The organism is Sphingomonas sp. CFBP 13733 (genome assembly GCF_014841795.1).
GTDB classification, from domain to species: Bacteria; Pseudomonadota; Alphaproteobacteria; order Sphingomonadales; family Sphingomonadaceae; genus Sphingomonas; species Sphingomonas aerolata.
On the sequence record NZ_JACYUP010000005.1, the window covers coordinates 194,772 to 209,208 of the forward strand.

Consider the following 14,437-nt stretch of genomic DNA (forward strand, 5'->3'; position numbering starts at 1 on the left):
AGCAGGGGTGGGCGAAGGACATGATGGTGGACGAGGCACAGATCAGGGTCCGGCTGGACGAAATCCGGACCGAGCATCGCGACCTCGATTCGGCGATCGCCGCGCTCTGGTCGCTCACCGTTCCCGACCAGCTGCAGATCGCCCGGCTCAAGAAGCGCAAGCTGCGGCTGCGCGACGAAATTGCCGCGTTCGAGGACCAGTTGATCCCCGACATCATCGCCTGATCCGTCCGAGCACGCGCGGATGCGGGGCGTGATTTCGGCCAGCGCCTTCAAATTGCGTCATAATATAGATCGAGCGGTCGATCGAAGCGGCGCGTTTCGGGACACATCCTGGCGCATCGATGCGTTTTCCCGATGGGCGCGGCGATGCGGCTATGGCAGTCGGGCAGAATGATTGGTCGACCGCCCGAACTGCCCCTGCAAGACCGCATGATCGGTGCGCTGTACCGTGAGGCGATGCGGCTGGCCGAAGAGGCCCGGGCCTATTTCGACGATACGGGACGGACCGACCGGGACGGGCTCGAACCGCTCGTCCGCGTCAGCCTGAGCTGTGAATCGCTCAAGGTCACGACCCGGTTGCTCCATGTCCTCGCGTGGTTGCTGACGCAGCGCGCGGTCCAGGCGGGTGAACTCACGCGGGGCGAGGCGCTGGATCCGGCGCGGCGGCTCGGCGAGGCGCCGGTGACCGATGACGCGATGCTGGCGGCGTTTCCGCCCAGCGCGAGGGCGTTGATCACCGCGAGCATGCAGCTTCACCGGCGCGTCGCGCTGCTTGACGCCGCGCTCGATGCGCCACGGCCCGCCGCCAGCCCCGCCTTGTCGATGCAGGATCGCCTCGCCCGCGTCCTCTAATGCCGCTGGCGGGGCGTACCGCCAGACGAGCCTGGCCTAGGCGAGGCCAAGCCGGGTGCGTGCCGCGCGATATTCGCGCTCGAGCCGGTCGACGCGGTCGGCGACGCTCTCGACTGCGGTGACCGCGCCGATCCCCTGGCCCGATCCCCAGATATCCTTCCACGCCTTGGGCTTCGATCCACCCTCGGCATTGGCGCCGGCCCCGAAGTTCATCGTCTTCAGATCACCCTCGGGCAGCGCATCGGGATCCATCCCCGCCGCGACGATTGACGCGCGCAGGTAATTGCCGTGCACGCCGGTGAACAGGTTCGAATAGACGATGTCCGCCGCGCGCCCCGCGACGATGCCGTCCTTATAGGCCTGGTCGGCATTCGCCTCGACGGTCGCGATGAAGGGCGAGCCGATATAGCCGAAATCGGCGCCCATCGCCTGCGCGGCAAGTACCGCGTCGCCGGTCGCGATCGCGCCCGACAGCGCGAGCGGACCGTCGAACCACTGGCGAATCTCCTGGATGATCGCGAAGGGCGATAGTCGTCCGGCATGGCCGCCGGCGCCCGCAGCGACCGCGATCAGGCCGTCGGCACCCTTTTCGATCGCTTTGCGCGCGAACCGGTCATCGATGACGTCGTGCAGCGTGATCCCGCCCCAGCCATGCACCGCGGTGTTCAGATCCTCACGCGCGCCGAGCGAGGTGATCACGATCGGCACCTGCCATTTGGCACAGGTTTCGAGATCGCGTTCGAGCCGGTCGTTCGACTTGTGGACGATCTGATTGACCGCGAACGGCGCGGCGGGGCGATCGGGATTGGCGCGGTTGTGCGCACTCAGCTCCTCGGTGATCCGGTGGAGCCATTCGTCGAGCATTGCCTGCGGTCGCGCATTGAGCGCGGGGAAGGATCCGACGATCCCCGCCTTGCACTGGGCGATCACCAGGTCGGGTCCGGAAATGATGAACAGCGGCGACCCGATCACGGGCAGGCGCAGGCTCTTTAGAATAGCGGGTACGGTCATGGCGCGTTTCATAGCGCAGCCGAAACGGCTGCGCCAGCACTCTGGTTAGAGCGGCAGTCACGTGTGATTGCCATGTGACCGCAAATGCTTAGAGCGGTCGGCATAGAATGTTCCGGAGATGTGCCGCCATGAAGTTTGCCGTTGCCGCCTTGCTGGCGCTGTCCGTGTCTGCGCCCGCGCTTGCCGCAGGTCAGTTGCCGCGCAGCGTCGTGCCGATCCTGTACGATATCCAGGTGCGCCCGGAGGCGAAGGCGATGACGTTCAGCGGGACCGAGACGGTGACCATCGACGTCAAGCAGGCGACCCGGACGATCCAGTTGAACGCGGCGGATTTGAACATCACGTCGGCGACGTTCGACGGCCGCCCCGCCACCATGAAGGCGGACGCTGCCGCGCAGCTGCTCACGGTGACGCTGCCAGCGGCGGCGAGCGTCGGGCGGCACAGCCTGGCCTTTGCCTGGACGGGCAAGATCAACCAGTCGGCGTCCGGGCTGTTCGCGATCGACTATGCCAATGCCGACGGGTCGTCATCGCGGATGCTCGCGACGCAGTTCGAGGCCCCCGACGCGCGCCGGTTCGCACCGATGTGGGACGAGCCCGCGTTCAAGGCGAAGTTCCGCCTGTCTGCGGTCGCGCCGGGCGCGCAGCTGGCCTTCTCGAACATGCCTGCGACGGCGATCACGAAGCAGGCGGACGGCACGCAGCTCTACAAGTTCGGCGAGACGCCGCTGATGTCGAGCTATCTGCTGTTCCTCGGCATGGGGGACATGGAGCGCAAGACGGTGATGGCGGGCAAGACCGAGATCGGCATCATCAGCCGCAAGGGAGTCGTCGATCAGGGCGATTATGCGCTCGCCGCCGCGAAGGACCTGCTCGCCTATTACAACGATTATTTCGGCCAGCCCTATCCGCTGCCCAAGATGGACATGATCGCGGGGCCGGGATCGAGCCAGTTTTTCGGCGCGATGGAGAATTGGGGCGCGATCTTCTATTTCGAGAACGAGCTGCTGTTCGATCCCAAGCGCGCCACCGAAAGCGCGAAGCAGCGCATCTATACCGTCGTCGCGCACGAGATGGCGCACCAGTGGTTCGGCGATCTCGTCACCATGGCCTGGTGGGACGATCTGTGGCTGAACGAGGGGTTCGCCTCGTGGATGGAGGGCAAGTCGAGCGGCGTGCTCGTGCCCGCGTGGAAGTCCGAGGCGGCCGCGGTCGCTGGCGAGCGCGAGGGAGCGATGGGGATCGACGCAACGTCCGCGACGCACCCGATCATCCGCAAGGTCGAGACCGTCGACCAGATTGGCGAAGCGTTCGACGGCATCACCTATTCGAAGGGGCAGGCCGTGATCGGCATGCTCGAATCGACGCTCGGCCCCGACGTGTTCCGCAAGGGCATCCGCAGCTACATGGCCAAATATAAATACGGCAACACGGTCACCGAACAGCTCTGGGCCGAATTGTCCGCAGCCGCGGGCAAGCCGGTCGCCGAGATCGCGCACGACTTCACCCTGCAGGGCGGCGTGCCGCTGGTGACGATGACGGGCGCGACCTGCAACGGCGGCGTCACCACCGCGACGCTGACGCAGGGGCGTTTCGGGCTGGATGCGGCATCGAAGACGCCGCAGACCTGGCACGTGCCGCTGGTCGTGGGCAATCTCGGCGGTGCGCAGACCGCGACGATCGTCACCGGCGCAGCGCCGTCGCGAGTCACGATCCGGGGATGCGGTACGGTCGTCCTCAACCGCGGCAAGGGCAGCTATACCCGCGTGATGTACGACGATGCGGGGCATGCCGCGATCGTCCGCGACTATGCCAGACTAGACCTCGCCGACCGGCTGGGCACGCTGGGCGATGATTTCGCACTCGCGGCGGGCGGCTATCAGGACCTGTCGCGCTACTTCGCGGTGATGGACAAGGTCGGGCCGGACGCGGATCCGCTCGAATGGTCGTCGGTCGCAGGTGCGCTCGGCCGGATCACCGGGCTGTACGACGACACCCCGCTCGAGGCGCCGCTGCGCGCGCGGTCGGTCGCGATCCTCGGCCCCGTGCTCGCGCGGATCGGCTTCGAGGCTAAACCGGGCGAATCGCCACTGACGAGCAATTTGCGCGAGACGCTGGTCGGGCGGCTCGGCACCAATGGCGACACGGGCGTCGCGGACCGCGCGCGGCGCTATGTCGCAGCGCTGGCGACCGATCCGACCGCGATCCCGCCGGCGATCCGCCAGCCGATCCTGTCGACCTATGCGGTCAATTCGACCCCGGCGGAATGGGACGCGCTGCTCGCGCTCGCCAAGGCGGAGAAGAGCCCGGTCGCCAAGAACCGGTTCGTGACGCTGCTCGGGGCCGCGCGCGATCCCGCAACTGCGGGGCGGGCGCTCGCGCTGCTCAAGACCGACACGATCTCCGCGCCGCAAAAGGCCGGGCTGCTCCGCGCCGTCGCGGGGGCGCACCCCGACCTGGCGTTCGACTGGGCAGTCGCAAACCGTGAGCTGGTCGAGAGCTTCCTCGAGGCGAGCACGCGATCGGGCTATATCGTCGGGCTCGGCGCGGGCTCGAACGATCCGGCGATGCCGGGCAAGATCAGCGCCTTTGCGGACAAGTATCTGCCCGCCTCGTCGCGGGGCGGCGTGACGCGGTCGCTGTCGACGATCGCGGTCCGCAAGGCCGCCGCCGACCAGCTGCGTCCCGCCGTCACCAAGTGGGTCGCACGCTGACACAGCGGCACCGGACCCCGGGCGATGTCCCGGGATCCGGTGCTCACCCCTAGTCGATGCGCGTCAGTCCGGTCGCGCAGGCGCGGGCCTTCTCGACATAATGCCGGGCGGAGACGCGGAGCGCCGCGATCGCCTGCGCATCGAGCTGCCGGACCGCACGCGCCGGGCTGCCGATGATCAGGCTGCCCGCGGGGAAGGTCTTGCCCTCGGTAACGAGCGCGCCGGCGCCGACGATGCAGTCCTCCGGAATCACCGCATGATTGAGCAGGATTGCCCCCATGCCGATCAGCGACCGGTCGCCGACCGTGCAGCCGTGGAGGATGGCGTGATGGCCGATCGTGCAGTCCGCTCCGATCCGAAGCGGCGCGCCGGGATCCGAATGGAGCATAGCGCCCTCCTGGATGTTGCTCCGCGCGCCGATGACGATCGGTGTGTTGTCCGCGCGGACGACCGCGCCAAACCAGACGCTTGCTGCCTCGCCCAGCTGGACGTCGGCGATCAGGTCGGCGCTCGGCGCGACCCAGGCGGTCGGGTGGCAGGTGGGGCGTTTGTCGCCCAGGGCATAAAGCGGCATCGCAAGGTCTCTCCGTCGATCCCGCGGTCCGCGGCGGTGCCTGAAACGACACCGCCGCACCGCAGATCATCGGTTCGATGTCTGCGATACGGCGGGATCCTCTGCAAGGGCGGCAGGACAGGCCGTCAGGCGACGGGCGGCATGCCCTTGATCACCTTGTCGAGCGTCAGCGGATATTCGCGGATCCGGACGCCGCAGGCATTGTAGACCGCATTCGCGACCGCGGCGCCGACGCCGCAGATGCCGAGCTCGCCAACGCCCTTGGCCTTCATCGGCGACGACTTGGCGTCGGTCTCGTCCATGAAGAACACGTCCTGATACGGCACGTCGGCATGAACCGGGACATGATATTCGGCCATGTCGTGATTGACGAAATAGCCGAACCTTTTGTCGACGACCGCGTCTTCCATCAGCGCCGCACCGACGCCCATGGTCATCGCGCCGATGACCTGGCTGCGCGCCGATTTGGGGTTGAGGATCCGCCCGGCGGCAAACGCGCCGCTCATCCGGCGTACCCGAACCTCGCCGGTCGCCGAGTCGACCGCGACCTCGACGAAATGCGCGCCGAAGGTCGACTGCGCATAGGTCTTGGTCAGATCGCCGAACTCGATCGAGTCCTCAGCCGACAGGCCCGCATCGCCCGCCGCCTCGGCGAGCGAGACGCTGCGGTTGCCCGACTTCACCTTGCCGTCCTCGAAGACGATGTCGGTCGGGTTGAAGCCGAGCTTGCGTGCGACGGTGTCGCGCAGCGCCGAACAGGCGGCATAGACGCCCGCGGTCGAGCTGTTGCCGCCCCATTGGCCGCCCGAGCCGGACGAGACGGGGAAGCTGCTGTCACCGAGCAGGACGATCACCTTGTCGAGCGGCACGCCCATCATCTCGGCCGCGGTCTGCGCGATGATCGTGTAGCTGCCGGTGCCGATGTCGGTCATGTCGGTGGCGACGGTGACGACGCCCTTCTTGTCGATCCCGACGCGCGCGCCCGACTTCATCGTGACATTGTCGCGGAAGGCGGATGCCATGCCCATGCCGATGAGCCAGCGGCCTTCGCGGACCTGGCCCGGTACGGGATTGCGCTTGTTCCAGCCGAACCGCTCCGCGCCCGTCCTGAGACAGCCGACGAGATCGCGGTGCGAGAAGGCACGCTTGGGCGATTCGGGATCGACTTGCGTATCGTTGACGATGCGCAGCTGGACCGGATCCATCTTCAGCGTCTCGGCGAGCTCGTCCATCGCCGCCTCGAGCGCGAGCAGCCCGACCGCCTCGCCGGGCGCGCGCATCGCGTTGCCCTCGGGAAGGTCGAGCGTCGCGAGCCGCGTCGCGGTCATCCGGTTCGCACCCGCATAGAGCAGCCGGGTGACGTTCGGCGCGGTCTCGGGTCCGCCACCAGGGAGATCGCCCGACCAGCTTTCATGCGCGATCGCGGTAATCGTGCCGTCCTTGCGTGCGCCGATCCGGAGCCGTTGGATCGTCGCCGGCCGGTGCGTGGTGTTGTTCATGATCTGCGGACGGGTCAGCGCGACCTTGACCGGCTTGCCACCGATCGCCCGCGAGGCGAGCGCGGCCATCACCGCATCGCTGCGGATCCAGAGCTTCGACCCGAAGCCGCCGCCGACGAAGGGCGACAGGACGTGGATGTCCTCCTTGGGGATGCCGAGCGTCTCGCTCATGTCGCGCACCGCCCAGTTGAGCATCTGGTTCGATGTCCACAGCGTCAGCTTCGACCCCGTCCACGCAGCGGTCGTCGCATGCGGTTCCATCATCGCGTGGCTCTGATCGGGCGTGGTATAGGTCTGGTCGAGCGTGACCGGGGCCTTTGCAAAGGCGCCGGCGAAGTCGCCGATCGCGGTATCGGGCTTGCCGTCCTTCGGCTTCACCGCGGCGGACTTCTCCGCGGCAAGATCGAACTTCCCGGCGCTGCGGGCATAGGTGACGCGGACCAGCTTGGCGGCGGCGCGCGCCTGTTCGAACGTCGATGCGACCACGATAGCGACCGCCTGGTCGAAATGCTGGACGTCGGGGCCCGCGAGCATGCGGGCGGTATGCGCCTGCGCCTTGGCCACCGTACCGGCATTTTCATGCGTGACGACGGCGAGCACGCCCGGTGCAGCCTTGGCTTCGGCGAAATCGATCCGCTCGATCCGGCCCTTGGCGATCGCCGCGCCGACGATATGGCCATAGACCGCGCTGGGGGCGGCGTCGTTGCGTTCATAGGCATAGCGCGCCGTTCCGGTTGTCTTGCGCTTGCCGTCGATGCGGTCGACCGGTTGACCGACGACCTTCATGCGGTCGATCAGGTTGGTCGTTGCGGGGGTGTCGAACTTCATGGCGATCAGGCCTTCGCTTCTTCGAGCACTGCGTGGATCGTGCGTTCGATCAGCGGCAGCTTGAATGCATTTTGCGACGTCGTGCGGGCGCCGGCCAAGACGGCTGCGGCCGTGGCCTTGGCGCCCTTAGGGAGTTGCGCCTCGGCAGCTTCGACCCGCCACGGCTTGTGCGCCAGGCCGCCAAAGGCAAGGCGCCCGCGGCCATCGGGCTGGACGACCGCCGCGACCGACACCAAAGCGAACGCGTAGGAGGCACGGTCACGCACCTTCTGATAGATGTGCGTGCCGCCAATCGGCTTTGGCAACGTGACCGCGGTGATCAGCTCACCCGGGGCGAGCGCGGTCTCGATATGCGGCGTGGTGCCCGGCAGCCGGTGGAAGTCGGCTATCGGGATGGCGCGCGTCTGGCCGGCCGAATTGACCGTCTCGACGGTCGCATCGAGCACCCGCATCGCGACCGCCATGTCGCTCGGATGAGTCGCGATGCACGCATCGCTCGTGCCCATGACCGCGAGATTGCGGTTGAAGCCGCCGATTGCCGCGCAGCCGCTGCCCGGCTGACGCTTGTTGCAGGGCTTGGTCGTGTCATAGAAATAGGGGCAGCGGGTCCGCTGGAGCAGGTTGCCCGCGGTGGTCGCCTTGTTGCGCAACTGGCCGGACGCGCCCGACACCAGTGCCCGGCTGAGCACGCCATAATCCTTGCGAACGCGGGCGTCGGCGGCGAGGTCCGTGTTGCGAACCAGCGCACCGATCCGCAGGCCGCCGTCGCTGGTCGGTGCGATCGTGTCGAGATCGAGGCCGTTGACGTCGATCAGATGCTGCGGCGTCTCGATCTGCAGCTTCATCAGGTCGAGCAGGTTGGTCCCGCCCGCGATGAACTTGGCGCCAGGAGTGCGGACGGCAGCTGCCGCGGCGGCACTCGCGGTCTTGGCGCGTTCGAAGGTAAAGGCCTTCATGCCATGCGCTCCGTGCCGGCGACGTCGTGGATCGCGTCGATGATGTTCGAATAGGCGCCACAGCGACAGATATTGCCGCTCATCCGCTCCTGAAGTTCGGCGGTCGTCACCTTCGGCTTGGCGGCGATGTCGCCGGTGGCATGGCTGGGGATGCCTTCCTTGATCTCGTTGAGCGTTGCCACCGCGGAGCAGATCTGGCCCGGCGTGCAATAGCCGCACTGATAGCCGTCATGCTTGACGAAGGCGGCCTGCATCGCGTGCAGCTTCTCCGGCGTGCCGAGACCCTCGATCGTGGTGATCGAGTCGCCCTCGTGCATCACTGCGAGCGTCAGACAGCTGTTGATCCGCCGGCCCTCGACGATGACCGTGCAGGCGCCGCACTGGCCGTGATCACAGCCCTTCTTCGTGCCCGTCAGCTTCATCGTCTCGCGCAGCGCGTCGAGCAGGGTCGTCCGCGTATCGACCTCGATCAGGGTATTGCGGCCATTGACCTTGAGCGTCACCGGCATCGTCGTCGGCGGGGTCTGTTGCGGTGCCGCCACCTGCGCACCCACCGGGGTCCCGGTCAGGGTCGCGGTCGCTACGCCACCCGCGATCACGCCGCGGCGCGATACGGGAAATCCGTCATTGCTGTTCATAAAGATCTAAAGCTCCCTGATCCGCTAACGAACGGATCGCCACGGAACCGGTTGCGTCGCCACGCCGGAATCCGCCCTAACTCGGAAAAAATAGGTATCAGGCGGCTGCCGCGCCATAGGGCGGGACCGGAATAATCGACGGCCTAAGCCAAAAGTCCCAATCCGACACCGTCATTGACCCTTCAAATCGCACGCAATTCTGATATCGTCATGATCACGATCAAGGGATTGAGCGATGCAGAGTTACGCGCAGACGGTTGCTCGACTGAGGTCGATGGCTTTCCTCCTCGAGGAGGCGCTGCGCATCGCGGACGAAGGCGGCAATGCGCTGGTCGGCGCGAAGATCAGCGATTGTGTCGACTGGATCGAACAGGAGCTGACGTCGGTCAACGTGCGCGCTGCGCTCCATCCGATCACCGAACAGGGCAGCGCGGACCCCGCCTGAGGGTCTGGCGCTCGGCGAGTCGAAACCACGTCAGTCGTGGCGCCGGGGAAAGGTCCCGTTCTTGAGGATCATCAGCTGGACCGTCCGGGCAGGATCCATCTCGGCGTTTGATCCGCTCGCGCGCGGCCGATGCCGGTTAAGACAGCCGATAACGGCGGCGATCCATGACCAGCGTTGCTTGTCCTGAGTGTACGCGCTGCCGGTTGCCGCAGCGCGCGCACAGTCCGCACCCTTGCGCTTTCATTGGTGCCGCGACTCGACGCCAAAGAAAGTCGGAGATGGAGCGATGGACAGTCTGCGCGCCCTGTGCTCGGATCTGTGCAGAGGGGAACAGCATGAGACCGGTTTTCAGATCTGGAATGGCGCTAACCGCGGTCGCCGCGACGATGGCTTATGGCATGACCCCAGGGGTGGCCCGCGCCCAGGTCGCAGATCCCCTAGCGATGACGACCGATCCCGCAGATCGCGCGGTGATGGCGGAGGCAGCGTCGGCGATTGCCGGACGTTCGCCCGACATCGCCCGGCTCGATGCGGTCCTTGCCAAACTCCCGCGGCCGACGCCGCTGCGCGGCATGGTGCAGACGGTGCGGGCCGGTGTTCTCGCAAGCGCGCAGGCGACCGGCCCCGCGGTCGCGGCGATCGAGGAGGCGCTGCGGCTTCTGCCGGATGATCCGCGGCCGAAACTTGTCGCGACGGGCATCTATACGTTTTCCGGTTCGCCACAGCGCGCCGCGGATCTCCTCCTCCAGGCCAGCCGGCTTGCGCCTGAGATGACGCGGCATTTCGACCGCTACGTCGTCATGGCGTTGACGGGGCGTTTGACCGAGATCGGCGACCGGAGCAGGGCAGACCGGCTCAACGCCCGGCTTGGCGAGATCGGCTTCAGTTCGGGGCTCGCGCCCGAACGCTCGACCGCAGCCTTGTCCCGCACGCGCGAGGCGATGCGGATGTCGACAGGCGCATCGACTGACGAGGCGGCAAACCTCGTCACGACGATCGGCGATCCGGACGATCTGCTCACACTCTATATCGACCGACGCTATACGCCGCTCTGGCCGCGGATCGCGGAATGGGCCGGTGCCGATCTCGCCGCCCAGTCGCGGCGCTACCTCGACGAGCTGCGCGGCGACTGGGCGGCGGCTGCCGATTTCGACACCGCGACACCCTATGCGCGTCGCCTCTCCCGCCTCGAGGCGTATCCCGCGGTGGTCAGCCTGTTCCTGCCGATGTTCGACGGGATCGAGGCCGGGGCGGCGGTGCCCGTGGAGGCGCGGGCCGCAGGCGCGCCGCGGGGCGAGGGCGTGTTCCTCGCCCCGATCGTCGCCAGGGCGCTGGCGCATCAAGGGCGCTATGACGAGGCTCGGGCATTGCTCGCCAGGGTCGCGACGACCGTGCCGGCCGACGACCAGGGCAATGGCCTCAATCTCGACGGCGCCTATCTGCAACTGGCGGCGATGGAAACCGACTGGCCGCAGGTCCTCACGCGCGCCGACGTCTTTCTCGATCGGGCGAAACGATACGGGAGCAACGTCAACCGCGCGTCCGTCCTGCTCGTCAAAGCCTGGCAGGCCTGTGCGCTCGCCCGCACCAGCCAGAGCGCTGCCGCCGAACCCGTCACCGCAGAGGTGCTGTTGGACGAAGCACTGGTGCCGGGCGCCGCGATGCAGATGCATGTCTGTCGGGGCGACCAGGCCGCGGCGCGCGCGCTCGTCATCCGCCGGCTTGCCGACGAGACGACCCGCGACTGGGCGCTGCGCTATGTCCAGCCGACCGGCTCAGCGACGACGACGCCGCTCGACCGGTTGACGGACCCGGTCGAGGACGCGGTCCGGACCGCGCCCGACGTCGTCGCCGCGGCGACGCGGGTAGGGCGGATCCTGCCGAATCCCGTCAGCGTCGGGCTGCCGCAGGGGTTCGATCCGTTCCGCCTCCAACCGCGGACGACGCCGCTGGACGCGAACGCGGTCTAGGCGGCCGCGACGCCGATCGACCTCAGTCGCCGCACTGCGTCATTGGCACCGGCGCCGAATCGATCCTCACGTCGGATACCGACACCCCAAGCGCGCCGTCGGTCGCCAGCACGAAGGGCGCGGTGACATCCGCCATGTCGACGCCGCGCTTGGCAAAGCATTGCAGCGGCACCACGACCTGGCGCCATTCGCCCGGCGTACCGGTCGCGAGCGTCCTGGTGATCGGGACGGTCACCGCAGCGCCGTCATGGCTGACCATGCCGAGCGTGACGGGTGCGCTGGCGGCGCGATCGACGCGCAGGTCGACGACGAGGCTCAATTCGCCATTGCTCTCCCGCGTGAGATCGAGCGGACGATCCGCCTCGATGCGTGCCTCGGCCGCACCGCCCGACCAGACGAGGCTGCGTGCATCCTCCTGGCGGCGGCGGTCGACCGCCGAGGCGGTGAGCCGCCGGTTCGTCGTCGTCGCATTGACGCCGAGGAGGCGGACTTTCGACTGCCCCTGTTCGGCGAGGACGAGCGACCAGCCTTCGGGCACGCGACCCTTGCCGAACACGATGCCGCTCGATGCCACGGCGAGTCCGGCGGGGCGCGTCTCGTCGAGCTTCGCGACGGTGCCCGGCTTCGCGTAGCTCAACCCATAGCCATAGGCGAACAGCGGGTCATAGCCGGGGTCTGCGCGGTTGAGCACATATTGATCGGGGCGTTTGGGCCAGGAGAAGCTGAGCTTGCCGCGGAAGTCGTTGGCGATGCGCCCGTCTTTGGTGCGGAACAGCACGTCGGCGACGCCGCCGCCCTCGCTGCCCGGCAGGAACGCCGCGACGAACGCGTCGGCGGCATTGAGCTCGGCGTTCACCCAGAGCGGCCGGCCGGAGAGGAATACCGCCACCACCGGCACGCCCGCCGCTTTGAGCTTGCGGAGCAGCGCGAGATCGGCCTTGTCGTCGGGGCTATAGTCGAGCGTCGGGCGGTCGCCCTTGAATTCGGCATAGGGCTGTTCGCCGAACACGACGATCGCCGCATCGGGTTTCTTCGCGAAGCCGCCGTTCGCCGACAGCGTCGCGGTGCCGCCCGCCGCCTTGACCGCCGCGTCGATGCCCGACCAGATCGACTGGGCATTGGGGAAGTTCGCATTGGTGAGGCCGCTACCCTGCCAGGTCAGCGACCAGCCGCCCGCCTGTTGCGCGATATCGTCGGCGCCGCCACCCGCGACCAGGATGTTGGCTGAGGGTTTGAGCGGCAGCAGCCCGCCTTGGTTCTTGAGCAGTACCAGCGATTCGCGCACTGCCCGCCGTGCGATGGCACGGTGGTCGGCCGCGCCGATCCGCTCCATCCTGCCCGCGAGCGCGCGTGACGAAGGGCGACCGCGATCAAATGTGCCGGCGCGCAGCTTGACGCGGAGGATGCGGCGAACCGCATCGTCGAGCCGAGCGGCGGGGATCTCGCCCGACTGCGCCTGCTTCAGCGTGTTGGCGTAAAGCGTCTTCCACCCGCTGCCCGAATACATGAACATGTCGAGCCCGGCATTGATCGCGGCGGCGCAGCTCTCGTTCGAACAGCCCTCGACTTGGCCGTGGCCGTTCCAGTCGCCGACGACGAAGCCGTCGAAATGGAGCCGGTCCTTGAGCACGCCGGTCAGCAGGCTCTTATTGCCGTGCATCTTGGCGCCGTTCCAGCTCGAGAAGCTCGCCATCACCGATTGCGTGCCTGCCTCGATCGCGGCGGGGTAGCCACCGAGATGAATGTCGCGCAGCGCCGTTTCTGGGATCAGCGCATCGCCCTGGTCGCGCCCGCCGGTGCCGCCGTCGCCGAGGAAATGCTTGGTCGTCGCGATCACCCGGTCGGGGGCAAGGAAATCCCTGGTCCCGACCTTGCCCTGCACGCCCTCGATCACCGCGCCGGCAAAATCGGCCTGGACCGCGGGTTCTTCCGAATAGCTTTCATAGGTGCGGCCCCAGCGATCGTCGCGAACCACCGCGAGCGTCGGCGCGAAGGTCCAGTCGATCCCGGCGGCGGCGGTCTCGATCGCGGTCACATGGCCGATCTCGCGCATCAGGTCACGGTCGCGCGTCGCACCGAGGCCGATATTATGCGGGAAGAGCGTCGCACCGGGGATGTTGTTGTTGCCGTGCACCGCGTCGGTGCCCCAGATCACCGGAATGGCGGGCCGACCGTCGCTGCGCGCCATCGACGCATCGTAAAAGGCATCCGCGAGCTTCAGCCACTCGATCGGCGGCGCAAGATCGTCGCCGTTCGGCCCCGAATTGCCCCCGTTGAGGATCGAGCCGAGCTTGTAGGTGCGCAGGTCGGCGGGGGTGATGCTGGCGATGTCGACCTGGATCAACTGGCCGACCTTGTCCTCGATCGACATGCGCGCAACGATCGCGTCGAGCCGCGCCTCGATCTTCGCATCGCGCAAAGGCATGGCCTTGGCGGTCGGCCAGAGATCTGGATTCGCGACCGCCGAAAGCGGTGTGGACGCCGGGCTTGCGGCTGGCACGGCAGATATTGGAGCAGATGTCGGGGCAGGGGCAGGGGGCGGCGAGGCCGGCGGTCGCGACGCGATCGGCGCGGCCGCGGTCTGTAGCAGCAGTGCGATCGTCACCGATGAGAAACCCGTCGACATCCTTATCTCCCTGATCCCGGTTCGAAGCGCTTCGACTGATGCCGACGCCCCCGGGCATTGCCACCCTGCTATCGCTGCAGCGGGGCGTCGGGCAAATCATTTACGTTACAAGGTAAGGGAAGGATCGAGCTGGCGTCCGAACTCCGGTGTTGTCTGCCACCGCTCGGTAGCCCCGTATAAGCGTCACGGGGGCCCAGAACGCGCAAGCCTGCAAAAATTGCCACAAAAGTGAAATTTGCATTTGACGGGTGCGGGGATGGGCCCTAGAGGGGTGTCACCGCAGCGAACGGCCACACGGTCTGGTTGCTGAGGTCGCAAACAA

11 protein-coding genes are annotated in these 14,437 nt (G+C 67.4%); 5 read left to right on the forward strand and 6 right to left on the reverse strand.

What is annotated here, in order from left to right:
* The first annotated feature begins 26 nt into the window (after nucleotides 1–26).
* Both IFT71_RS17005 and IFT71_RS17010 read left to right on the forward strand, forming a co-directional pair.
* Nucleotides 27–224 (forward strand): YdcH family protein, encoded by a 198-nt coding sequence (locus tag IFT71_RS17005; protein ID WP_031393918.1) that lies wholly within the window; start codon nucleotides 27–29, stop codon nucleotides 222–224.
* 168 nt (nucleotides 225–392) lie between these two features.
* Entirely contained in the window at nucleotides 393–854 is a 462-nt protein-coding gene (locus IFT71_RS17010; protein ID WP_031441823.1) for a DUF1465 family protein, read from the forward strand.
* Between the two features lie 36 nt (nucleotides 855–890).
* On the opposite strand, the gene IFT71_RS17015 is transcribed toward IFT71_RS17010, so the two are convergent.
* Nucleotides 891–1,865 carry an NAD(P)H-dependent flavin oxidoreductase gene (locus tag IFT71_RS17015; RefSeq protein ID WP_107934454.1) on the reverse strand — a complete coding sequence of 325 codons (975 nt, stop codon included), beginning with the start codon at nucleotides 1,863–1,865 and terminating at the stop codon, nucleotides 891–893.
* 128 nt (nucleotides 1,866–1,993) lie between these two features.
* Between IFT71_RS17015 and IFT71_RS17020 the strand changes: the two genes are divergently transcribed.
* Nucleotides 1,994–4,579, forward strand: coding sequence for a M1 family metallopeptidase (locus IFT71_RS17020; RefSeq protein WP_192142395.1), 2,586 nt, complete (start codon nucleotides 1,994–1,996; stop codon nucleotides 4,577–4,579).
* A gap of 49 nt (nucleotides 4,580–4,628) precedes the next feature.
* Here IFT71_RS17020 and IFT71_RS17025 read toward each other — a convergent pair whose 3' ends face one another.
* The 4 genes from IFT71_RS17025 to paoA all read right to left on the reverse strand — a co-directional run bounded on the left by IFT71_RS17025 (nucleotide 4,629) and on the right by paoA (nucleotide 9,074).
* Complete coding sequence (locus IFT71_RS17025) at nucleotides 4,629–5,153, reverse strand: gamma carbonic anhydrase family protein (protein WP_107934348.1); 525 nt, start codon at nucleotides 5,151–5,153, stop codon at nucleotides 4,629–4,631.
* Between the two features lie 125 nt (nucleotides 5,154–5,278).
* Nucleotides 5,279–7,480, reverse strand: a complete 2,202-nt coding sequence (gene paoC / locus IFT71_RS17030; protein ID WP_192142397.1) for an aldehyde oxidoreductase molybdenum-binding subunit PaoC — start codon at nucleotides 7,478–7,480, stop codon at nucleotides 5,279–5,281.
* A gap of 5 nt (nucleotides 7,481–7,485) precedes the next feature.
* Nucleotides 7,486–8,436: an FAD binding domain-containing protein gene (locus tag IFT71_RS17035; RefSeq protein ID WP_056405928.1), complete on the reverse strand. Its 951-nt coding sequence runs from the start codon at nucleotides 8,434–8,436 to the stop codon at nucleotides 7,486–7,488.
* Nucleotides 8,433–9,074, reverse strand: coding sequence for an aldehyde dehydrogenase iron-sulfur subunit PaoA (paoA, locus tag IFT71_RS17040; protein ID WP_037529025.1), 642 nt, complete (start codon nucleotides 9,072–9,074; stop codon nucleotides 8,433–8,435). Before paoA ends, IFT71_RS17035 begins: the two co-directional genes overlap by 4 nt.
* 274 nt (nucleotides 9,075–9,348) lie before the next feature.
* Here paoA and IFT71_RS17045 point away from each other — a divergent pair, with 274 nt between their 5' ends.
* Both IFT71_RS17045 and IFT71_RS17050 read left to right on the forward strand, forming a co-directional pair.
* Nucleotides 9,349–9,519, forward strand: a complete 171-nt coding sequence (locus IFT71_RS17045; RefSeq protein ID WP_156363498.1) for a hypothetical protein — start codon at nucleotides 9,349–9,351, stop codon at nucleotides 9,517–9,519.
* A 443-nt stretch (nucleotides 9,520–9,962) separates the two neighbouring features.
* Nucleotides 9,963–11,489 (forward strand): hypothetical protein, encoded by a 1,527-nt coding sequence (locus IFT71_RS17050; protein WP_192142399.1) that lies wholly within the window; start codon nucleotides 9,963–9,965, stop codon nucleotides 11,487–11,489.
* A gap of 22 nt (nucleotides 11,490–11,511) precedes the next feature.
* Here the strand turns inward: IFT71_RS17050 and IFT71_RS17055 are convergent, their stop codons facing one another.
* Entirely contained in the window at nucleotides 11,512–14,115 is a 2,604-nt protein-coding gene (locus IFT71_RS17055) for a glycoside hydrolase family 3 protein (RefSeq protein ID WP_192142401.1), read from the reverse strand.
* Nucleotides 14,116–14,437: the final 322 nt, after the last annotated feature.